Below are 22,916 nucleotides of genomic sequence, written 5' to 3'. Positions count from 1 at the left end.
TTAGTGATGTTTTGAATAGGTTATTGCTGCACCGATAAATCCTACGAATAGGGGTTGTGGACTTGCTACGGTACTCTTGTATTCTGGGTGAAATTGGACACCAACAAACCATGGGTGTTCAGCAACTTCTATAATTTCAACAAGATTAGATTCAGGATTTAATCCAGTAGTTTTCATACCTGCCGACTCAAGTTTTTCTTTATAATCGTTATTGAATTCATAACGATGCCTGTGTCGTTCTTTGATATTTATTTTTTGATAACACTCAAAAGCTTTTGAGTCTTCCTCAACTTGACATGAATAAGCCCCCAAACGCATAGTGCCTCCTTTATCGGTCACCTTTTTTTGATGATCCATCAAATCAATAACAGGGTTTGATGTATTGGGGTTAATTTCTGTGGTATGAGCATCTGCTAAATTCAGTACGTTTCTAGCATATTCTATTACTGCGCATTGCATTCCTAGACAAATACCTAAGAATGGCACTTTTTCAGTCCTAGCATATTTAATAGCCTCAATTTTTCCTTCAATACCCCTATCGCCAAAACCTGGTGCTACTAATATTCCATCATATTGCTCTAGTTTTTCTTTAGCATTAGAGGGATTAATATCTTCGGATTGTAACCAAGATACCTTGACTTTACACTGATTAGCAGCTCCACTATGAGTGAATGCCTCGGCAATGGATTTGTAAGCGTCTTGAAGTTCGACATATTTGCCTATAACAGCAATTTTCACTTCTGAATTAGGATTTTTTAGTCGTGTTAAAAAGTCGTTCCAGAAGTGTAAAGAAACATTGGTTTCGTCTTTTAGCCCTAGCTTTCTTAGTGCTACTTTATCTAGCATTTCTGATTGCATAAGTAAAGGCACATGATATATGCTTTCAGCGTCCATAGACTCAATAACTGCATCTCTTTCTACATTACAGAATTGGGCTATTTTTCTTTTAATTTCAGAGCCTAAGTGGTGTTCAGTACGGCAAACTAAAATGTCGGGTTGAAGTCCCAATTCTCTTAGCTTTTTTACTGAGTTTTGAGTAGGCTTTGTTTTTAGTTCTCCAGCTGCCGAAAGGTATGGTACTAAGGTCAAATGAATGTTAATGGCATTAGATTCCATTTCCCACCTTAACTGTCGTACGGCTTCTATAAATGGTAAAGACTCTATATCTCCTACTGTACCGCCAATTTCTGTGATGACTATATCATACTGACCGGTTTCACCAAGAATTTGAATGTGTTCTTTTATCTCGTTAGTGATGTGAGGTATAACTTGAACGGTTTTACCTAAGTAATCGCCTCGTCTTTCTTTATCGATAACAGATTGGTAAATTCTTCCCGTAGTTACGTTATTGGCTTGAGAAGTGGTAGTGGATAAAAATCTTTCATAATGACCTAAATCTAAGTCTGTTTCTGCACCGTCATCTGTTACAAAACATTCTCCATGCTCGTACGGATTCATAGTGCCTGGATCTACATTGATATAAGGGTCTAGTTTTTGAATAGTTACTGAATAACCTCTGGCTTCTAATAATTTTCCTAGAGAGGCAGATACAATTCCTTTTCCGAGTGAAGAGGTAACTCCCCCTGTAACAAAAATATACTTAGTTGGGGAGGATTTACTCATTTTAGAATTAGGTGTTTGATGTAAATTTATTTGTTTGCGAAATTAAAAGAAAATCTAAGATGAAAATAGATTTTTTCTAAAAAGTTAAACTCAAACCTACACTAGGCATAAATGGTAATTGGTTAACTCGCTTATATTCTATTCTGTTGAAATAAAATATATTTTCTCTGTTGTACACATTAGTAACCCCAACATTCCATTCGAAAGTAGAGTATTTACTCAATTTCTGTTGTTTCTTTAATGCAATATCCAAGCGATGATACCAAGGTAATCTGCCTTGATTTAGTCCAGCATAGATAATTCCTAATTCGCCACTCTCTGATGTGTAGTTGGTATTAATGCCATCAGAAAAGTCAAGTGAGGGGTAGAAGCCTTGTGTTTGGGTAAAAGGAAAGCCTGAACCGATATTCCAACGGGCATCTAAACTCCAATTGTTTTCTGCACCAAACTTATAAGTGCTGACTAAGTTTAGGTTGTGTCTTCTGTCGAAATGGGGGTTGTATTCTATATTTTCTCCTGTTCTAGTGATATGACCAAGGGAGTAAACCAACCAAAAATAGAATTTAGGGTCGTTATATTTTAGTACTACATCAACCCCTTTTGCTAATCCTTGTTCTATAATAAAGTCTGGGTCAGATAGGGTAATTTTTTCTTTGTTGATGTTCGTCAGTTGGGTAAAGTCTTTGATATAGCCTTCTAGGTTGAAGTCAATCTTTGATGAGATATCATATTCTACGCCAAGAATTAGGTGGTTCGCCAATTGTAATCCATTGACGACTTCTTCGCCTTTAAATTCATCGGGTAAATTGTCTGGGGCAGAAAGGAAACCATAAAATAAGTTCACTACATCTTGGTCCGAGTTGGTGCTCACTAAATTTTGAGAATATCTTCCTGCCGCTAATTTTAAACGCAGATTGTCAGTAGCTAGAAATTTTGCGCCTAGTCTAGGTTCAAATGTAGCACCTAAAGAATTGTATTTGTAAATTCTAACCCCAGGATCTAGGATGAGCTTTTGGGTTTTGATTTTATATCTTAGAAAACCCGATAGCTCAGTTGAATTTTCTTTTTGCTCTGTTTTTAAACCTGTAGCATTGGTGAAGTCAAAATCAGTTTGATAGCCTAAAACTTCAAGTCCATATTGCAATTCATTTTCGTTATTAAAGCTCGTAAAGTTCAACCCTAAGTTAAAGCCATTAACGCCACTTTGTCTAGGGTTTAATACGGCTTCTTCCAGACGAATGAGATAAGAAGAATAAGCAAATGTACCTTCTATTATTGTTGAAGTTCCTGAGGGTACAAGTATAAAGCTGCTACCGATACCCCCTGAATTCCAACCTAAATTGGATACGTCTCTATAACTTACTTTGTCTCTGTAGTTATAGCCAAACATGCTCCATTTACTTCCGCTACTACTATTGACAGAAATTTTACCGTACAAATCGGTATAACTGTATGGCAAACCAGCCGTATCTATATAGGTGTAAAGTAGTTTTGAGCTTTTATCAAGATAAGATGTTTTGGCTGAAAGTATGAAAGATGCATTGCCACCTTTTTTAAAGAATGGACCTTCTAGCATTAGCTTACTACCAAAGCTATTGGTTGATACTTTTCCAGCCAATCTATTTTTATTACCGTCTTTGGTAGTGATATCCATAATGGAAGAAATACGTCCACCATATTGTGCTCCAAAGCCTCCAGTATATATGTCAGCATTTCGTATTAAATCTGTATCAAACACGGAGAATAAACCAATAGAGTGAAAGGGATTGTAAACAATCATACCATCAAGTAAAACCTTGTTTTGTATGGGAGAACCTCCTCTGATGTATAGTTGTCCTCCTTGGTCGCCAGTAAATACCACTCCAGGTAATACCTGTAAGTATTGGGCCAAATCGGGTTCGCCTCCAATTGCAGGAATTAACTTAATATCTTTTGGGGTAATCTTGGTGACTGATACCTTGACTTCAGTTTTCATTTCTAGTTTATCGGCAGATACGGTGACGGTTTTTATCTGTACCGATGACGGTGAAATTTCTAACTTTTGGTTAAGTATTTGATTATCTTTTATGTTGATTGCTTGACGTAGGGTGTCGTAACCTACATAGGTCACGAATAAAGTGTGATTTCCTAAGGGTACATTGGTGATATTAAAAAAACCATTAACGTCCGTAGATGCTCCTATCGACTTACCTTCTAAAATTACATTACAGAACATAATGGGCTCTCCGTTTTCTTTGTCATATACGAAGCCTCTAACACTCCCTTTTTGAGCAAAAAGCGTAAGTTGAGCAAAAAGTAATAGTAGAAAAGTTAGTTTAGTTTTCATCAATCAATTTGAGGGGGCAAAGGTATTGTTTTTAATGTAGAATTTTGAACAAAAATTCTTTTAACAATTCGCCGTCATTTATGGAATGATTATCTACGCCTTTAGATTTCATGTCGTACGTTCTGCACAGTCCAATTATTTCCATGGACTTTCTTTTGCTATAATTCATGGCTGCCATTTGATAATCTTTAATGAAGTAAGGATTTACTTTCAGCACTCGTGCCGTATTATTGCTCGACTTGTCTGTCAGAGTATGGTACAACAATACTTTTTGGAAGAAATTAAAAATAACGCCAACGCTAACAACCAAGGGATTGTCTTTGGGGTTTTGAGCAAAAAAGTTGGCAATGCGATTAGATTTTAGAATATCCTTTTTTGCTAGAGCATTTGTCAATTCAAAATTGTTGTAGTCTTTACTGATGCCGATATTTACCTCAATACTTTCTGACGTAATCTCACTATTGGGTGGTGTAATAATCATCAGTTTATCCAGTTCGTTGCTGATTTTATTCAAATCGTTTCCCAAATATTCAGCGATAAGGTGAGAAGCCTTGTGTCCAATTTTATATTGCTTGGAGGAAAGGTAGTTTGCTACCCACGCTGGAACTTGATTGTCGTACAATTTTTTGCTTTCAAAAAGGACTGCTTTTTTGGATAAGGTCTTGTAAATGCTTTTGCGCTTGTCTAGAGATTTGTATTTGTGGCAAAAAACAAGAACGGTTGATTCTTGAGGACTGTTGAGGTAGTTCTCTATCTCTTCTATTTTTTTGAGCTGTTGAGCTTCTTTGACAATAACTACCATACGCTCACCCATAAATGGAAATTGTTTGGCAGTAGAAATTACGGTTTGAACATCAATATCTTTAGCATACAATACCGTTTGATTAAATTCTTTTTCTGTATCGTTAAGTACTTCGCTACTGATATAATCACTGATGTAGTCTATGTAATAGCTTTCTTCACCCATTAAAAAATACACGGGCTGATATTTTTTTGCTTTTAAGTCCGATAGGATTGCTTCAAAATTCATTTCTTTGTGCTATTACTATGCTAGTTAATTTAAACCTGCCAAAATACGACTTCAAACTTAAACGGATTGAAGGTTCCGAATATATTTTTGATGAAGTTAGGAAAAAATACATCAAACTGACACCTGAGGAGTGGGTAAGACAACATTTGGTGCATTACCTCTGTGTCTTTAAAAAATACCCAATATCTTTGATGTCTGTAGAACATGCATTGGTGTATAATGGCATGAAAAAACGAGCCGACATTGTATGTTTTGATACCTCAGCTCAGCCCATAGTTATAGTAGAATGTAAAGCTCCTAGTGTCAAGATTAGCCAAAAAGTTTTTGAGCAAATAGCACGTTATAATTTTGATTTAAAAGTACCCTATTTGATGGTTTCCAATGGCTTAGAGCACTATTGCTGTCAAATGAATTATGACACAGCTTCTTTTGATTTTTTAAAGGAAATTCCAGAATATCAAAATTAGATTTTAATTATTGCACCCCTAATGTGAAAAGTGTAGCTTTGCTAGCCTAATTTTTTACATTATGAACTTAGAAGGAATTTTATCCATTGCTGGAAAACCAGGTCTTTTCAAGATGATAAGTCAAGCCAAAAACACCATTGTTGTAGAGTCATTAATTGATAAAAAGAGAATGCCACTTTACGCTTCTCATCAAGTTAGTGCTTTAGAAGATATTGGCATATATACCTATTCTGATACTGTGCCATTAAGTGATATTTTTGATGCTATTGCTGTTAAAGAAAACGGAGGAGCTTGTTTAAGCCACAAGTCGCCAAAAGATGAAATGTTTACTTGGATGAGAACCGTTTTACCTGAGTTTGATGAAGACCAAGTTTACCATTCTGATATTAAAAAATTAGCACAGTGGTACAATATCTTACACGAACAAGGATTGATAGAACTGCCAAAAAAAGAAACTGCTAAAAAAGAAGTTAAAGAAGATAAATAAAACCATTATGGAAAGTAATACTGCAAAAATACCAACTCGACCAAAAAGACAATTTATTGATGAAAATTTAATGGTTGATAGTTGGGAAAAAATTGAAGTTTATTTTAAATCCTTATTGGCTAGAGAGATTAATTCTGTAACTGACTTGGAGCAATGGATGCTCAATAGGAGTGAATTAGAATCCGTTTTGGAGGAAGAACAGGCTTGGAGATACATCAAGATGAACATTGATACCACAGACCAAAAATTAGCTAAAGATTTTGCTTTTTGGATTCAAGAGATATCTCCCAAAGTAGCTCCTTTTTCACATCAATTAAATGTAAAACTTAATAACAGTCCATATTTGAAAGAATTGGACAATGAAAAATACCGCATATACCTTAGAGGTTTGCAAAAAGCTATTGAAATATATAGAGAAGAAAATATTCCTTTGATGGTTGAAATGGAAACCAAGCAACAAGAATATGGTGCTATTGCAGCCAAGATGACTGTTGAAATAGATGGTCAAAAAATGACTATGCAAAAAGCAGCTCAGTATTTGAAGGATACGGATAGAGATAAACGTGAAGAAGTGTTTAATATTATTAACGCTAGACGATTGCAAGATGTTGAAGCTCTTGACCAATTATTTGATGAATTGATAGCACTGCGTCAACAAATTGCTAAAAACGCTGGTTTTGAAAATTACAGAGATTACAAATTTGCAGCTATGGGACGTTTCGATTATACCCCAGCAGACTGCTACGCTTTTCACGATTCTATAGCTAAAGAGATAGTACCTATCATAGAAGACTTTGACAAAAGCCGAATGGACAAGATGGGATTAGAAAATTATAAGCCTTGGGACACCTCAGTAGATGCAAGTGGCAAAGCCCCTCTCAAACCTTTTGAAGGTGGGCAGGATTTAATCAATAAATCTATCCGTTGTTTTGAGCGTTTACGCCCCTATTATGGCGAGTGTTTAAATACTATGAAGGCTATGAATCATTTGGATTTGGAGTCTAAAGAAGGAAAAGCACCGGGGGGATTTAATTACCCTTTGTATGAGATAGGTGTTCCTTTTATTTATATGAATGCGGTAGGTTCGCAAAGAGATTTGGTGACCATGGTACACGAAGGTGGACACGCTATTCATTCTTTTTTAAGTAGAGATTTGCCCTTGGCTGATTTCAAAAGCGTTCCTTCAGAAGTGGCTGAACTAGCCTCTATGTCTATGGAGCTAATATCTATGGATACATGGGATGAGTTTTACGACAACCAAGAAGAACTTAACAGAGCAAAGAAAGAACAAATGCAAAAAGTCTTGGAAGGTTTGCCTTGGATTGCAGCTATTGACAGATTCCAACAATGGATTTATACCACACCGCATACGGCTGACGAAAGACGTACCGAATGGGATAAAATTATGTCTGAATTAAGTAGTTCAATAGTCAATTGGGAGGGGCATGAAAAAGCCCATCAGAATATATGGCAACGACAATTGCATTTGTACGAAGTACCTTTCTATTATATAGAATATGGTATGGCTCAATTGGGAGCAATAGCTATGTGGAGAAGTTACAAACAGCTAGGAAAAACCGCTTTAGATAATTACGATGCAGCTTTAAAATTAGGTTATACTAAATCCATTGGAGAGCTTTACCAAACAGCAGGAATAGAGTTTAATTTCTCACAAGATTATGTCAAAGAGTTAGCCGACTTCATCAAAACAGAGTTGGCTAATATGAACTAAGCTTTTTTTACTGGTCTTGGATTTTTTGATTTAGACTGTGCCACCCTCTACCGTTATAAACAGATTCAAATCCATTAGCCTCTAGTATACTTTTTGCTGATGCGCTTCGTATTCCTGATGCACAACACGTAATAATAACCCTATCCTTTTTAAGTTTATTCAATTTTTTACTCAGAGTATTCAATGGAATATTTACGGCTCCTTTTATATGGTTGTTTTCAAATTCAGCTGGGCTACGAACGTCTAAAATTAGTGCGCCTTCTTTTACTTTTTTGGCGAAATCAATTGCTGGCGTGATACCAAAAAACGCTTTTATGCTATTTATCATTTTTCATAGTTTTATAATTGACACAAAGAAAACCAATTTTAAGCGAAATTTCTAATAAAAAAAGTAATTGTTTTTAGCTTATTTTATCTAGTAATGTTATTAAATCGTTAATTTTTAATTTTTAATAATTTATCATTCATATTTTTTAAAGAAATTACTTACATTCGCCGACCAAAATTTTGAAGATAAATAACGATTTGCAGTTCAATCGTTTATATAATATAACTATTCAATTTTAAACTATTGAAATTATGATGATTAAGTCTAGAGTTAAGAGAAGGCAATTTTTTACAAGAAAGTTTAAGCCAAGTATTCGAATAATTGCGCATACTCATTCTCGAGATTTTTTAGGTTGGGTGGCTATGACCGAAGACGACCAAGCTGTTGGCTGGGTTAATTTGACCTTCCAGAAAGATAAAGTTATCAAATTTCAAGACGCTTTTGTTTCTATGGATTTTCGAGGACGTGGCATTTACAATATGTTGTGGCAAGCTCGTATGAATTGGGTCGAAAAAAATTATGCTGGTAAAGGCTATACCATAGAGTCTTGGTGTAAAGATACTTCTATACATCAATTTATAAAGCAAGACTTTGAAATTGGTGAAACAGCAACTCGAGTTTATAAAGAGATTTAATGATTTGTTAGTTTTTTCTCAAATTTTTAACCTCATTTGCCCGCTAATATTTGAATTGTTTGCAAGTGTTAAATCAGAACTTAACCCACCGCCAGTAGTTGCTTGAAATGCTCTTGTAGGGATTGGCATTAATTATACCCACTTTACCATCTGCTTTCACAATCATTCTAAGCGTATTATTACTTCTTATTCTAAAATCTTCATTGTTAGTTGTGCCAATAAATTGACTGCTACCTATGGAGTTGCCTTCTAAAGTCCAGCCACTAGTTGAGGTGTTGCTAGAAATTGGTTGCCAAGAACTACCATCGTAATAATGGATTTGTTCTTCGGACTGTACATAAATCAAATTACCTCGAGCTGGGAGTAGAGTATTATTCATGGTCGTAATATCGGCAACAGTATGAATTCGAATAAGCTGAAAGCCATATTGAGAGAAAGAAAATGAGCTTTGAAAAATTATTTGTAGAATACACTAGTAAAATGGTTTGAAAAACATTATTTAAAGATTTTTATTTTTCATTTAAATACCCTTCAATTTTAGGTAAAAGCTCGTTCATTTTCAGCACATCAAAGTCGGTGAAGTAATATTTGATTTTGATGTAGCCATTACTCATCTTAATACTGACATAATAGTCATCTTCTACTTTGGTGAATTTACAGCTACCACCATAACAATAGAACCCATCGATATATGAATTAAGTAATTTTGCTAGTGAGTCCACATGATTTTCGGAGTAATGTGATTTTAAAATACGTTTGTTAAAGATACCATTATCCCAATCTGTAGTGACGGTGTTGTTTTGTGAATAGGCACTTATCGAAAATGTTAGACCTATCAATAGAAGAAATACTTTCATGGTTTAGTTTTAAGTTCGATTACAAAAGTAAGAAATTTTAGCACTTATAATTGATTGAAACAGTTGTGTGCTATTGTACAGAAAATAACTACTTTTGCAGACTTTCAAAAAATAGAGCAAATATGAATATCACGCAAGAGAGCATAGACGATTTGAATGCTAAACTTAAAGTAGAAGTTTCGGCAAATGATTATGAAGCTAAAGTACAAGAGGTTATTGTCAATTACAGAAAGACGGCTAGTATCCCTGGTTTTCGTAAGGGTAAAGTGCCAATGGGGCAGGTCAAAAAAATGATTGGTAAATCCGTATTGGTAGATGAAGTGAATAAATTGCTTCAAGAAGCTATCTACAAGCACATTACCGAAAATAAAGTTGAAGTATTAGGAAATCCTTTGCCATTAACGTCAGAAGTGGATTGGGACAATGCCACAGACTTTACTTTCGAATACGAGATGGGTTTAGCTCCTGATTTCAAGGTTGCTCTAGACAAAAAAGGCAAATTTGACTTTTTGAAAATTGTAGCGGACAAGAAAATGGTGGACCACTATGTTAATGATATGGCCAAACGTTTCGGGAAAATGACTCAACCAGCCAAGTCTGAAAAAACAGATTTAATGATGGGTGAGTTTACTCAATTAGATGCTGATGGCAATGTGTTGGAAGGTGGTGTTAATCATACTGCATCGGTAGCATTGGATATTATTCAAGATAAAAAAGCTCAAAAAGCCTTAATTGGATTAGCAGAAGGTGATGAAGTTAAATTGCGTGTCAATAAGGGTTTTTCTAACGATGCACATCACATGCTAAATATTAAGAAAGAAGAATTAGAGACTCTTGACGCAGATTTCAATTTTAAAGTGAACAAAATTAGCCGAATGGAACCGGCTGAATTGAATCAAGAGTTATTTGATAAGACTTTTGGCAAAGACACCGTAAAAAGCGAAAAAGAATTTAGAGCCAAAATAAAAGAAGAAGTAGAAAAATCCTTCGTTAGCGAAAGCGATAACAAATTAAAAAATGACGTTATTCTACATCTTATCAAAAAAACTAAAATGAGTTTGCCTGACACTTTTTTGAAGAAATGGCTAGTGACTACTAACGAACAAGGTTTGACTGCAGAGCAGGTAGAAGCTGAGTACGAGCAATATTCTAAAAGTTTGAAATGGCAGTTGATAGAAAATAAAATTATCAAGGAGAATAATTTAGAAGTGAAAAATGAAGATGTTTTAGCACACGCCAAAGAACTAATCGTTTCTAACTTTGCACAATACGGTCAACCAGCACCAGAAGATAAAAAGCTAGAAGAAATAGCTGTCCAAGTGTTGGGTAACGAAGAAGAACGTAAAAAAATATACAATCAGTTGTACGATGTAAAAACAATGGCATTGTATAAAGAAAAGTTTACTCTTAAAGATAAAGAGGTGACTTACGATGAATTTGTTAAATTAGCAACTGAAAAATAAAAACTAAAAGATATGTTTGACCCATCAGAAGAGTTTAGAAAGTTTGCCACCAAAGACCGTGGTATCAGTAGCACTACTTTAGACCGATTTCAGTCGGCTTATGCTAATTACATTTCGCCTACTATTATAGAAGAACGTTCTATGAATGTGGCTTCCATGGATGTGTTTTCTCGTTTGATGATGGACAGAATTATCTTTTTGGGTGTCCCTATAAACGATTATGTGGCTAATATCATACAAGCCCAATTGTTATTTTTAGAATCTGTAGATTCGGAAAGAGGTATTCAGATTTATTTGAATTCTCCTGGTGGTGGCGTTTATGCTGGATTGGGCATCTACGATACTATGCAATACATTAACCCTGATGTAGCTACTATCTGTACGGGTATGGCTGCCTCTATGGGTGCAGTATTGTTATGTGCTGGAGCAACAGGTAAAAGAACAGCCTTAAAACATTCACGAGTAATGATTCACCAACCTTTAGGGGGTGCAAGTGGTCAAGCTTCAGATATCGAAATTACTGCTAGAGAAATACAGAAATTGAAAAACGAATTGTATGAAATCATTGCAAGTCATACGGGTAAATCTTTTGATGAGGTGTGGAAAGATAGTGATAGAGATTATTGGATGACTGCCGAAGAAGCCAAGGCTTATGGCATGATTGATGAAGTTCTCGTAAAGAAAAACTAAAAAAAGTTTAGGCTTTTTAAAAACCACATGCTGCAAAGTATGTGGTTTTTCGTTATTTTTGTACCTATGTCAGAAGAGAAAAATATTAACTGCTCATTTTGTGGTAGAGATAAGCAAGACACCAACGTCTTAATAGCGGGTATCAATTCGCACATATGTGACAGTTGTATTGAACAAGCCGTAGGCATTGTTCACTCTGAAAAAGAGGGTAAAGACCAGCAAATTCTTGCTGCTCAGATGAATTTACTCAAACCCATAGATATTAAGGCTCACTTAGACCAATACGTTATCGGTCAAGATAACGCCAAAAAAATACTTTCGGTAGCGGTTTATAACCATTACAAAAGACTTGTTCAGCCCCCCTCGATGGATAAGGAAGAAATTGAGATAGAAAAATCTAACATTATAATGGTGGGACAAACAGGAACAGGCAAAACGCTTTTGGCACGAACTATAGCCAAAGTTTTGAATGTACCCTTTTGTATTGCCGATGCGACTGTTCTTACTGAAGCAGGATATGTTGGTGAAGATGTCGAAGCCATACTTTCTAGATTATTACAAGCAGCCGATTATGATGTCAAAGCCGCTCAGAGAGGCATTGTATTTATCGATGAGATAGATAAAATAGCTCGTAAAAGTGACAATCCTTCTATTACAAGAGATGTTTCTGGAGAGGGTGTTCAACAGGCTATGCTGAAATTATTGGAAGGCGCAGTGGTGCAAGTACCTCCTCAAGGTGGTAGAAAACACCCTGAGCAAAAAATGGTGTCTATCGACACTAAAAATATCTTGTTCGTATGTGGTGGTGCTTTTGATGGCATTGATAGAGTAATAGGAAAGCGTTTGAGTACACAAGCCATTGGTTACGCTACTCATAAAAAAGAAAAAGTAGATAAGGACAATATGTTACAATACATCAGTCCACAAGACTTAAAAGGTTTTGGCTTAATCCCTGAACTAATAGGACGTTTACCAGTATTGACACACCTCAAACCACTAGATAAAGAAGCTTTACGTCAAATACTTACCGAGCCTAAAAATTCTTTAACCAAGCAATACGTCAAGTTATTTGAAATGGACGGTATTACTTTGAGTATTGATGATGCGGTGTTAGACTATATTGTCGAAAAAGCTATTGATTTTAAATTAGGTGCTCGAGGTCTTCGTTCTATCTGCGAAACCATTATGATAGACGCTATGTTTGACGGCCCTTCAGATTCAGAGAATAAAGAGTTCAAGCTTACTCTTGAATATGCCCAAAATAAGATAGAAAATTCTACACTTCAAAAGCTAAAAGTAGCTTAAGATTCGCGTTCAAAAGTTTGAAAAGTAAAAGCAAAAGGATGCTTTTCATCAGAAGGGTGTAAGTCAGTATGTACCAGTTTCCAACTTCCATTTAAATCGTCAAAGTAGGTATCGCCATCAATTTCTGTGTGAACTCTTGTAAGATATATTCTATCAACAAGATTGTGTTCAATGGCATGCTTGTAAATCTGACCTCCTCCAATTACGAAAGGTTCTTTGTCACCAGCTTTTTGAGCAAGTTCTATAGCTTCCTCAACTGAATTTACGACTAAACAACCTTCGGCTTTATAGTCATCTTGTCTCGTTACAATAACATTCGTACGCTTTGGTAATGGGCGGTATTTATGCGGTATAGATTCGTAATTCCTTCTCCCCATTATTACAAAATGCCCTTTGGTAGTGTCTTTGAAGAACTTCATATCAGTAGGCAAATGCCATACTAAATCATTGTCTTTCCCTATGACTTTATTTTCCGAAACGGCTACTATTAAAGATACTACCATTAGCTTGTTGTTACATTATAAATTACACCTCTATCTTCAAGGTAAGATTTTACAAATTCAAAATGATCCCCTAAATATTCAGGAGGAGAAATTCCAACTTTATTGTATTGACCATCAATGACTAAATTAGCGACTGCTGTGCAAGTGAAACCTGTAGTTCGTGCCATAGAAATGGTATTGTCTTGATATCTATCTAGGAGATAATATTTGTACTCGACTTCTTTGCCATTCTCTTTACCCTTAATATGAATACGCATTACGGTAAAGTCTTTTTCACCTTCTTTCAATTGCCATTTTGGGAATAGTAGCTTTGATGTTACATCAATTGGTCGTATCATTTGACCATTAACCTCAATTTCATTGTAAGAGAAAAAACCACTTGCTCTAAGTACCTTGAGGTACTCTACACAGCCAGGATAACGCAATGTTTTTTCTATCATATTAGGAATATGTGGCATAGTGTCTATTAGCGACCTTAAGCCATCAGAGTTCCAGCTTTCTAAGGTGCCGACACCTTCAAACTCTATCAGCTCGGTGTCAGACAAAGCTTCTTTGGTAACAACTTGCCCATTTTGAACGTATCGTGCTGGTCGTATGTATTCTTCAATGACATCTATAGGAGAAAAAACTGCTTTGTACTCATAGGGCCACTCTCTAATTTCTGGTAATCCTCCAACAAGACATTCGTAGTCAGAAATTTCCATTTGATGGTTGTGATGTCCCAAAATAATATTACCCATGCCAGGTGCTACGCCACAATCCATTACAGCTACAACGCCCATCTCTTTTGCCAAATCGTCGAGTCCAAAAGGGTCTTCAGGAAAAAATGAAATATCTACACAGTTTTTTCCTGCTTTAATAATGGTTTCTAAAGTTTTATAACCCATAAAACCAGGAACAGCACCTACAACTAAGTCGTAATCTTTAATAAGACGTTCAATAGTTGAGCTGTCAGATAAATCGGCGTGTATGGTATGTATGCCTAATTTTGATAAAGGAAGTAAAGCATCTTCCTTAAAATCTACTGATGCTACTTGATGGTTTTTAGCCAAATCTTTCGCCATTACACCACCTACTAATCCAGCACCTAAAACAATGATTTTTGCCATTATACCGCTACTTTTCCTTTAATATGAGGGTGTGGATCATAATCTTCTAACTGAAAATCTTCGTATTTAAAATCAAAAATTGACTTTACTTTTGGGTTAATTGTCATTTTAGGTAGTGGTCTAGGCTCTCTTGACAATTGCAATTCAGTTTGTTCAAAATGATTGCTGTAAATGTGAGCGTCACCTAAAGTATGGACAAATTCTCCTAGCTCTAAGTCGCACACTTGGGCTACCATCATGGTCAGTAGGGCATAAGAGGCAATATTGAAAGGAACACCTAAAAATATATCTGCACTTCTTTGATAGAGTTGACAAGACAATTTACCTTCTGCTACATAAAATTGAAAAAAGGCGTGACAAGGTGGTAAAGCCATTTCTTCGATTTCACCAACATTCCATGCGCTAACAATCATTCTTCTGCTGTCTGGCGTGTTTTTGATTTGGTTGATTACTTGTGTGATTTGGTCAATGTGCCTACCATCTGGCGTTGGCCAACTTCTCCATTGATATCCATACACATGACCTAAGTCGCCATTTTCGTCTGCCCATTCGTCCCAAATCCTAACTCCATTTTCTTTGAGGTATTTGATGTTGGTATCGCCTTTCAAGAACCATAACAATTCGTGAATAATGGAACGCAGGTGAAGTTTTTTTGTTGTTATACAAGGGAATCCTTCAGATAAATCAAAACGCATTTGATGACCAAATACACTTTTAGTCCCTGTTCCTGTTCGGTCAGATTTTAGAGTGCCTTCATTCATCACTCTAGTCATTAAGTCTAAATATTGTTGCATAAATTATATTATCATTCCTACGATTACAGCAGTAAACAAACATGCTAGTGTACCTGCAATCAAAGCTAAAATTCCCAATCTAGATAAGTCTTTCATTCGTGATGGGGCAATAGCACCTATACCTCCAATTTGAATACCTATGGATGCGAAATTAGCAAATCCACATAAAATATAGGTCGCTATTATGATTGATTTTTCTTGGAAGAATTTGCCACTAGCTTTTAATTCTCCTAGCGATACATAAGCTACAAATTCATTCAAAATTGTTTTTTCACCTAACAATTGACCAACCAATACAATGTCTTCTTTACAGACACCTAAGAGCCAAGTCAATGGAGCTAAAGTATAGCCTAAAATAAATTCTAAACTTAAGCCTGAGTATTGCCCTTCGGTAAAGTTGTTGACCCAAGCGTTTATACCTGTAACATCACCTATGAAGTTGGTTAGTATGTAGTTTAGCATAGCAATGAATGCTATAAATACTAAAAGCATCGCTCCCACATTAACGGCTAATTTGATACCTTGAGTGGTTCCTATACTGATAGCTTCTAAGACATTACTACCTAATTGCTCATCAGAAATACTCATATCTTTGTTGACGGCTTCTGTTTCTGGTAAAAGAATTTTGGCAGCTACAATAGCCGCTGGAGCGGACATCACTGATGCTGCTAGTAAGTGCTTAGCGAAAAACAATTGTTCGGTAGGGTCTGTTCCTCCCAAAAAGCCGATGTATGCTGCTAACACTCCTCCAGCAATAGTTGCCATACCACCACTCATCAAACAAAGTAATTCAGACAATGTCATTTTTTCGATGTAGGGCTTAATCAATAATGGTGATTCAGTTTGTCCCAAGAAAATATTCCCTACTGCTGCTAGACTTTCAGAACCTGATAAGTTCAAGGTTTTTTTCATTAAAAGGGCAAAGAAATAGACAATCTTTTGTAGAATGCCGTAATAAAATAAAACGCTAGTAAGAGCCGAGAAGAATACAATTGTAGGGAGTACTTGAAAGGCAAATATATAGCCAAAAGAATCCATATTGTCGATTAGTCCGCCAAATAAAAATAGAGAGCCATCTCTAGTAAAACCAAGAATTATTACAAAAATAGAACTCAGCCATTCAAAGCCCGATTGTATAAAAGGAACTTTTAGAATTCCTATGGCAAAAACAATTTGTATCAGTATGCCTTTGAATACTAATGACCAATTGATTGCTTTTCTGTTTCTACTAAAAATAAATGCGATAAGTATGAGGACTAAAATTCCTAACAACCCTCTTAGAATAGTTGTAATATCAAAGCTAGACTGGATGGGCTGGGTATAAGTAATTGCCTTGAAAGCATAGTCAATACCATTTTCTTGTAGTAGGAGATTATTTTCGTTAAGTTCAATTGAGTAAAAACGGCTTGTATCTGAAGGAAAGTTATAATGAAAAGCTAGTGTGTTTTCTTCTACTTCCCATTGTCCACTAGCTTTAAGAGGTATGGAACTAATCAGATATTCAAAAGTGCCATCTTCATTTATAAGCATATAATCATCTTCTCCAATAACTCTTAAATTGGTAGTGTCATCAGTTTTTCTGATGTGTTCAAATTGCCATTTCTTACTTAATTCTTGAGATTGACCAAATAAGGATAATAAGATGAAAAATGTAAAGGTTAAATGCTTAATCATAATGTCTGTGTGTTAGCTTCTTCTGTTAATTTCATCTCTAATTCTTGAAGCTAATTCGTAATCTTCATTTTCAATAGCTTCATTCAATTTTTCCTCTAACTCTTTTATGGATATGTTATTAAAATCATTGGAGAAATCTTCATTTTCCTCTAATTCTTCACTTTGTGTAGAAATAACATCTTTATCTAATATAATGCCAGCCTCATCGATGATGGCTTCGTAGGAAAAGATTGGAGCCTTAAAACGTATAGCAATAGCCACGGCATCAGAGGTTCTGGAGTCTAGCTCAACTTCTTTGCCGTTGTGGTCTATACAATAAATAATGGATGAAAATATACCTCCTGAATTAATAGAGCTAATTACTACTTTTTGAACATTAATCTTAAAACCATCGGCTAATGTTTTAAACAAATCGTGAGTGATGGGGCGTTGGCTTTTGTATTCATTATCCAAAGCAATAGCGATGGCTTTTGCCTCGAAATTGCCTATTACAATAGGTAGCCTTCTTTTGCCTCCAATCTCACCTAATACTAGAGCATAAGCTCCAGATTGGGTTTGACTATTTGAAAGTCCAACTATATCCAGTTGAATGAGTTTCATTAATTATTTGCTTTGAAATTTTTTATTTCTTCTATTAGACGAGGGACTACTTCAAATGCATCACCTACTATACCATAGTCTGCAGCTTTGAAAAAAGGTGCTTCAGGATCGGTGTTTATAGCTACCATTACTTTAGAAGAATTAACTCCTGCTAAATGTTGAATAGCACCTGAAATACCTACGGCTATATATAAATTTGGTGCTATGGCTTTACCTGTTTGTCCTACGTGTTCGCTATGCGGTCTCCAGCCGATATCGGAAACAGGTTTTGAACAAGCTGTTCCAGCGTTAAGCAAATCGGCTAGTTCTTCTATCATACCCCAGTTTTCAGGGGCTTTTAAGCCTCTTCCTGCCGAGACTACCACTTCAGCTTCTGCCAAACTAATCTTGCCACTTGATTTTTCTACTTTTTCAGAAGTTACGTTAGGGCTTTCATTAGTAAAGTCAAAAGTGTCTATTTGGCAATTGGGATTTGGATTCTCAGTGATGGTGTAGGCATTAGGAGATAGTGCTAAAACACAACTGCTAGAGGTCGTCTGTGCAATTTCAAAAGCTTTCCCAGAAAATGCTTTTTTCTTTATAGTAATAGGAGAGGTTTCTGATGGTATATCGACAACATTACTAATGTATGAGGCGTCTAAATCAATAGATAGTCTAGGCCCAATACATTTTCCCGTATTGCTATTTGAAATAATAAATACGCTAGCATTTTCTTGTTTAGCAACTTGCGCTAAGACCGATGACATACCTTTATTATCACAGCTATCAAAATCAGAATTTACGCTAATAACTTTGTCAGCTCCATAATTTGATAGTGAATTAATATCATCATTGATATTTCCTAATGTGACCGCAATACATGATAAGTTTAATTTTTTAGCGGTATCGTGTGCAAATGTTATTGCTTCAAATGTTCCTTTCTTAAAGGAGCCATTCCAACTTTCTGCGAATACTAATACTGACATATCTTAAATTACTTTTGCTTCTTGATGAAGTAATGATACTAATTCTTTTTCTTGACCTGCTTCTACCATTTTACAAGCTTGTTTAGCGGCAGGTTTTTCAAATGATATAGACTTGCTTTTATCAACTGTTCCGTTTGAGCTGACTACAGTTAGCGGTTTAGTTCTAGCAGTCATAATGCCTCGCATGTTAGGAATGAGTAAGTCAGATTCTTCGACTAAGCCTTTCTGACCAGCAATAATTAGTGGTAGTGATGCTTTGACAAATTCTTTGCCTCCTTCTATTTCTCTTTCCATATTAGCCTTATCGCCACTTAATGCGAAGCCAGTACAGGCATTTACAAAAGGTAAATCGAGAATTGCTGCTAACATTCCAGGAACTGCGCCATTATTATAATCGATAGACTCTCTACCCGTAATTATTAAATCAAAGTCTTGTTCAGAAATTACCTTGGCTAACTCTTGAGCTACACTAAAACTATCTTTAGATTCAGAGTCTATTCGTATTGCTTGGTCAGCACCAATAGCCAATGCTTTTCTAAGGGTTGGTTCGCTAGATGCCTCACCTAAATGAATGACAGTAACCTTTCCTCCGTGTTCTTCTCTCAGTTTTATAGCTTTCGTAAGTCCAAACTCATCGTAGGGATTGATGATAAATTGCACTCCTTCAGTGTTGAATGCCGTGGAGTCACTAGTGAATTCAATCTTAGACGTCGTGTCAGGAACGTTACTAATGCATACTAGTATGTTCATAGTCATTTTTCGTTGTTAGTTATGTTTAGCAAAACTAAGGATTTTGAGGCATTATTTTGCAAGAATTTAACAATAGTATTAACAAGATTTTAATAGTTATTATCTTCTTTGCTAATTTGTAAAAAATGTTATTTTTGCACTCCTATATTTTTAATAATTGTATGAGAGAAATTCAATTTAGAGAGGCTGTTTGTGAAGCTATGAGCGAGGAAATGCGTAGAGATTCTAGCATTTACTTGATGGGAGAAGAGGTTGCTGAGTACAATGGTGCTTACAAAGCGTCTAAAGGAATGTTAGATGAATTTGGAGAAAAGCGTGTAATTGATACGCCGATTTCTGAGTTAGGATTTGCGGGTGTAGGCGTTGGCTCTGCTATGAATGGCTTAAGACCAATCATAGAATTTATGACTTTCAATTTTTCACTTGTAGCTATTGATCAGATTATCAGTAATGCTGCTAAAATGAGACAAATGTCTGGTGGTCAATTCCCAGTGCCTATCGTATTTAGAGGTCCTACTGCTTCGGCTGGTCAGCTAGGGGCTACTCACTCTCAAGCCTTTGAAAGTTGGTATGCCAATTGCCCTGGCTTGAAAGTTGTTGTACCTTCTAATCCATACGATGCTAAAGGTCTATTAAAATCTGCTATCCGAGATAACGATCCTGTAATTTTTATGGAGTCTGAACAAATGTATGGCGATAAAGGTGAAGTGCCTGAGGGCGAATACCTTATTCCTATGGGTGTTGCTGAAGTGAAAAGAAAAGGTACTGATGTGACTATTGTATCTTTCGGCAAAATAATCAAAGAGGCATACAAGGCAGCTGATGAATTGGCTGAACAAGGTATCGAAGCCGAAGTGATTGATTTGAGAACAGTTCGACCAATAGATTATGATACCATTATAGAATCTGTGAAAAAGACCAACAGACTTGTTGTATTAGAGGAGTCTTGGCCTTTGGGTTCGATAGCAACAGAAATTGCTTTTAAAATACAAAAAGATGCTTTTGATTTTCTAGATGCTCCAATAAAACGAGTGACTTGTCTAGATACCCCAATGGCTTACGCTCCTACATTAGTAGAGGCGTTTTTACCTAACAAAGACAAGTTGATAGAAGCTGTCAAAGAGGTAACTTATTCAAAATAATTAACCAAATTAACAATTAATCAAATTAACTTAAATTTCAAATTATGAAAATGATTGTAGACTTTTTACCTCTTTTCGGTGTTCTAGCTTTAGGCTACGTATTCTGGAAGAATGCTTGGGTTTCTAAGCAAGAAGAAGGTACTGAAAAGATGTCAAGAATTGCAAAAAACATCGCTGATGGTGCAATGTCATTCTTGAAAGCTGAATACAAAATCTTATCAGTTTTTGTATTAGCAGTAGCTATTTTACTTTACTTCAAAGGAAGTTCTGAAGAAGGCTCAAACGGAATGGTTGCAGTTTCCTTTATTGTGGGTGCAATTTGTTCTGCATTAGCTGGATTTATTGGTATGCGTGTGGCGACAAAAGCCAACGTAAGAACAACTAATGCTGCTAGAAAATCATTAGGTGCTGCACTAGAGGTAGCTTTCGCTGGTGGTGCAGTTATGGGATTAGGTGTTGTAGGTCTTGGTGTTTTAGGACTTAGCTCACTATTCATTTTATACAGTGGCCAAGGCTGGGAAATCGGTGAGGTATTGAACGTGCTTTCAGGTTTTTCTCTTGGTGCATCTTCCATTGCACTATTTGCTCGTGTGGGTGGTGGTATTTACACTAAAGCTGCTGATGTGGGTGCTGACCTTGTAGGTAAAGTAGAAGCTGGTATTCCTGAAGATCACCCTCTAAACCCTGCAACTATTGCGGATAACGTAGGTGATAATGTAGGTGATGTTGCTGGTATGGGTGCTGACCTTTTCGAATCTTACGTAGGTTCTATAATTGGTACTATGGTATTGGGTGCTGTTTATGCTACATTACCAGAATTTCAATCGCAGTTTGATGGTTTAGGTGCTGTTTATCTTCCATTAGCACTAGCTGCTGTTGGTATCATTATGTCAATCATTGGTACATTTTTCGTTAAAGTTAAAGATGGTGGTTCACCTCATACTGCTCTTAATGTTGGAGAGTTTGGCTCTGCATTTTTAATGTTGGTAGCTTCTTGGTTTATTATCCAAGCTATGCTTCCAGAATCTTGGGTAGAAGGCGGTATGCAGTATACTTCTAATGGCGTATTTTGGGCTACTATTGCGGGTCTTGTTGCTGGTTTAGCAGTTGGAAAAGTTACTGAATACTATACAGGTACAGGAACTAAGCCTGTCAATTCTATTGTTCAGCAATCAGAAACAGGTTCTGCAACAAATATTATCGCTGGTTTGGGTGTTGGTATGATGTCAACAGCTATTCCAATCCTCTTAATTGCTGCTGCTATTATAGTATCTCATAAATTCGCTGGTCTTTATGGTATTGCTATCGCTGCAGTTGGTATGTTAGCTAATACAGGTATTCAATTGGCTGTAGATGCATATGGTCCTATTTCTGATAATGCAGGTGGTATTGCTGAGATGGCTGAGTTAGACCCTGAAGTAAGAGAAAGAACAGATAAATTAGATGCTGTAGGAAATACTACTGCTGCTATTGGTAAAGGTTTTGCTATTGCTTCTGCTGCACTAACTGCATTAGCTTTATTTGCTGCTTTTATGAAGACTGCCAAGGTAACAGCAATTGATGTTTCTAGACCTGATATTATGGCTGGTCTATTAATAGGTGGTATGTTGCCATTTGTATTCTCTGCATTGTCTATGAATGCAGTAGGTCGTGCCGCTATGGCCATGATTGAAGAAGTAAGAAGACAATTTAGAGATATTCCTGCTTTGAAAGCTGCTTTAGAAGTTATGCGTAAAAACAATTCAGATATGTCAAAAGCTTCTGCTGCAGATAGAAAAATATTTGATGCTGCTGATGGTGTTGCTGAATATGACAAATGTGTAGAAATTTCTACTCAAGCCTCTATTAAAGAAATGGTATTACCTGGTTTATTAGCTATTATTGTTCCTGTTCTAATTGGATTTGTCGGTGGAGCTGAGATGTTAGGTGGTCTTTTAGCAGGTGTTACTACATGTGGTGTACTTATGGCAATCTTCCAGTCTAACGCTGGTGGTGCATGGGACAACGCTAAGAAAATGATAGAAGAACAAGGAAAGAAAGGAACTGAGGCTCACAAAGCTGCTGTTGTAGGTGATACGGTAGGTGATCCTTTCAAAGATACTTCAGGCCCTTCTTTAAATATCTTATTAAAATTGATGTCAGTAGTGGCTTTAGTTATTGCGCCATCCATAGCTATGGATTTAGATGGTAAATCAACTTCTAATAGTTCTGATGAGACTGTGTCTATTGTAGACGGAGTAAATTATGCCGAAGGTATGATAGGACTTGTAAGTGGTGATAACAAAACAGAATTTGCTTCAAAAGCTAAATTCGTCGCCGATGGTAATGACCTAAAATCTATTTCTATCATATTACACAAAAATTTTTATAGAAATGAACGTTCTTCAAATGACAGCTTCATGTCTGCTGATGAATTGAAATTCAACTCTAGGACTC

The 22,916-nt window shown here is 36.1% G+C and carries 21 protein-coding genes and 1 pseudogene; 9 read left to right on the top strand and 13 right to left on the bottom strand.

What is annotated here, in order from left to right:
* The 3 genes from ISP71_04800 to holA form a co-directional block, all read right to left on the bottom strand.
* Positions 1 to 1,623, bottom strand: coding sequence for a CTP synthase (locus tag ISP71_04800; GenBank protein ID MBL6663404.1), 1,623 nt, complete (start codon positions 1,621 to 1,623; stop codon positions 1 to 3).
* A 76-nt stretch (positions 1,624 to 1,699) separates the two neighbouring features.
* Entirely contained in the window at positions 1,700 to 3,949 is a 2,250-nt protein-coding gene (locus ISP71_04795; protein ID MBL6663403.1) for a TonB-dependent receptor, read from the bottom strand.
* Positions 3,950 to 3,980: 31 nt separating this feature from the next.
* On the bottom strand, positions 3,981 to 4,979 hold the full coding sequence (holA, locus tag ISP71_04790) for a DNA polymerase III subunit delta (protein ID MBL6663402.1): 999 nt from the start codon (positions 4,977 to 4,979) through the stop codon (positions 3,981 to 3,983).
* A 17-nt stretch (positions 4,980 to 4,996) separates the two neighbouring features.
* Between holA and ISP71_04785 the strand changes: the two genes are divergently transcribed.
* The 3 genes from ISP71_04785 to ISP71_04775 all read left to right on the top strand — a co-directional run bounded on the left by ISP71_04785 (position 4,997) and on the right by ISP71_04775 (position 7,665).
* Complete coding sequence (locus ISP71_04785; GenBank protein ID MBL6663401.1) at positions 4,997 to 5,446, top strand: type I restriction enzyme HsdR N-terminal domain-containing protein; 450 nt, start codon at positions 4,997 to 4,999, stop codon at positions 5,444 to 5,446.
* Between the two features lie 61 nt (positions 5,447 to 5,507).
* Complete coding sequence (locus tag ISP71_04780; protein MBL6663400.1) at positions 5,508 to 5,933, top strand: DUF5606 domain-containing protein; 426 nt, start codon at positions 5,508 to 5,510, stop codon at positions 5,931 to 5,933.
* Between the two features lie 7 nt (positions 5,934 to 5,940).
* Entirely contained in the window at positions 5,941 to 7,665 is a 1,725-nt protein-coding gene (locus ISP71_04775; protein ID MBL6663399.1) for a M3 family oligoendopeptidase, read from the top strand.
* Positions 7,666 to 7,672: 7 nt separating this feature from the next.
* Here ISP71_04775 and ISP71_04770 read toward each other — a convergent pair whose 3' ends face one another.
* Positions 7,673 to 7,993 (bottom strand): rhodanese-like domain-containing protein, encoded by a 321-nt coding sequence (locus tag ISP71_04770; protein MBL6663398.1) that lies wholly within the window; start codon positions 7,991 to 7,993, stop codon positions 7,673 to 7,675.
* A 251-nt stretch (positions 7,994 to 8,244) separates the two neighbouring features.
* Here ISP71_04770 and ISP71_04765 point away from each other — a divergent pair, with 251 nt between their 5' ends.
* Positions 8,245 to 8,628, top strand: coding sequence for a GNAT family N-acetyltransferase (locus ISP71_04765; GenBank protein MBL6663397.1), 384 nt, complete (start codon positions 8,245 to 8,247; stop codon positions 8,626 to 8,628).
* A gap of 73 nt (positions 8,629 to 8,701) precedes the next feature.
* Here the strand turns inward: ISP71_04765 and ISP71_04760 are convergent, their stop codons facing one another.
* Together ISP71_04760 and ISP71_04755 are read right to left on the bottom strand one after the other, a co-directional pair.
* Positions 8,702 to 9,007, bottom strand: a complete 306-nt coding sequence (locus ISP71_04760) for a hypothetical protein (protein ID MBL6663396.1) — start codon at positions 9,005 to 9,007, stop codon at positions 8,702 to 8,704.
* Between the two features lie 130 nt (positions 9,008 to 9,137).
* Complete coding sequence (locus ISP71_04755) at positions 9,138 to 9,485, bottom strand: hypothetical protein (GenBank protein MBL6663395.1); 348 nt, start codon at positions 9,483 to 9,485, stop codon at positions 9,138 to 9,140.
* A 122-nt stretch (positions 9,486 to 9,607) separates the two neighbouring features.
* Here ISP71_04755 and tig point away from each other — a divergent pair, with 122 nt between their 5' ends.
* From tig to clpX, 3 genes are all read left to right on the top strand, one after another.
* The gene (gene tig, locus ISP71_04750) at positions 9,608 to 10,948 is read left to right on the top strand and encodes a trigger factor (protein MBL6663394.1); all 1,341 of its coding nucleotides are present in this window, start codon (positions 9,608 to 9,610) and stop codon (positions 10,946 to 10,948) included.
* 12 nt (positions 10,949 to 10,960) lie between these two features.
* Positions 10,961 to 11,638: an ATP-dependent Clp endopeptidase proteolytic subunit ClpP gene (clpP, locus tag ISP71_04745; GenBank protein MBL6663393.1), complete on the top strand. Its 678-nt coding sequence runs from the start codon at positions 10,961 to 10,963 to the stop codon at positions 11,636 to 11,638.
* 66 nt (positions 11,639 to 11,704) lie between these two features.
* Positions 11,705 to 12,943, top strand: a complete 1,239-nt coding sequence (gene clpX, locus ISP71_04740; GenBank protein ID MBL6663392.1) for an ATP-dependent Clp protease ATP-binding subunit ClpX — start codon at positions 11,705 to 11,707, stop codon at positions 12,941 to 12,943.
* On the opposite strand, the gene ISP71_04735 is transcribed toward clpX, so the two are convergent.
* Genes ISP71_04735 through ISP71_04705 form a run of 7 tightly spaced genes read right to left on the bottom strand, consistent with a single transcriptional unit; the run spans position 12,940 to position 19,338 of the window.
* Positions 12,940 to 13,446, bottom strand: coding sequence for a dihydrofolate reductase (locus ISP71_04735; protein MBL6663391.1), 507 nt, complete (start codon positions 13,444 to 13,446; stop codon positions 12,940 to 12,942). The two genes, clpX and ISP71_04735, sit on opposite strands and share 4 nt — an antisense overlap.
* A complete protein-coding gene (locus ISP71_04730) occupies positions 13,446 to 14,555 on the bottom strand; it encodes a saccharopine dehydrogenase NADP-binding domain-containing protein (protein ID MBL6663390.1) in 1,110 nt (369 codons plus the stop codon). Before ISP71_04730 ends, ISP71_04735 begins: the two co-directional genes overlap by 1 nt.
* On the bottom strand, positions 14,555 to 15,349 hold the full coding sequence (locus tag ISP71_04725) for a thymidylate synthase (GenBank protein ID MBL6663389.1): 795 nt from the start codon (positions 15,347 to 15,349) through the stop codon (positions 14,555 to 14,557). Before ISP71_04725 ends, ISP71_04730 begins: the two co-directional genes overlap by 1 nt.
* A gap of 3 nt (positions 15,350 to 15,352) precedes the next feature.
* Positions 15,353 to 17,023, bottom strand: coding sequence for a Na+ dependent nucleoside transporter (locus ISP71_04720; GenBank protein MBL6663388.1), 1,671 nt, complete (start codon positions 17,021 to 17,023; stop codon positions 15,353 to 15,355).
* A 12-nt stretch (positions 17,024 to 17,035) separates the two neighbouring features.
* Entirely contained in the window at positions 17,036 to 17,623 is a 588-nt protein-coding gene (locus ISP71_04715; protein MBL6663387.1) for a bifunctional nuclease family protein, read from the bottom strand.
* Entirely contained in the window at positions 17,623 to 18,588 is a 966-nt protein-coding gene (locus ISP71_04710; protein ID MBL6663386.1) for an electron transfer flavoprotein subunit alpha/FixB family protein, read from the bottom strand. The genes ISP71_04715 and ISP71_04710 overlap by 1 nt, the downstream gene beginning before the upstream one ends.
* Positions 18,589 to 18,591: 3 nt before the next feature.
* Positions 18,592 to 19,338 carry an electron transfer flavoprotein subunit beta/FixA family protein gene (locus tag ISP71_04705; protein MBL6663385.1) on the bottom strand — a complete coding sequence of 249 codons (747 nt, stop codon included), beginning with the start codon at positions 19,336 to 19,338 and terminating at the stop codon, positions 18,592 to 18,594.
* Positions 19,339 to 19,499: 161 nt separating this feature from the next.
* Between ISP71_04705 and ISP71_04700 the strand changes: the two genes are divergently transcribed.
* Positions 19,500 to 20,480 (top strand): pyruvate dehydrogenase complex E1 component subunit beta, encoded by a 981-nt coding sequence (locus tag ISP71_04700; protein ID MBL6663384.1) that lies wholly within the window; start codon positions 19,500 to 19,502, stop codon positions 20,478 to 20,480.
* A gap of 44 nt (positions 20,481 to 20,524) precedes the next feature.
* A pseudogene (locus ISP71_04695) lies at positions 20,525 to 22,705 on the top strand (sodium-translocating pyrophosphatase).
* Positions 22,706 to 22,916 lie beyond the last annotated feature (211 nt).

Source organism: Flavobacteriales bacterium (assembly GCA_016779995.1).
GTDB lineage: Bacteria > Bacteroidota > Bacteroidia > Flavobacteriales > UBA7312 > UBA8444.
Note: the sequence above shows the minus strand (reverse complement) of the source record. Positions and strands in the feature narration are given on the sequence as shown.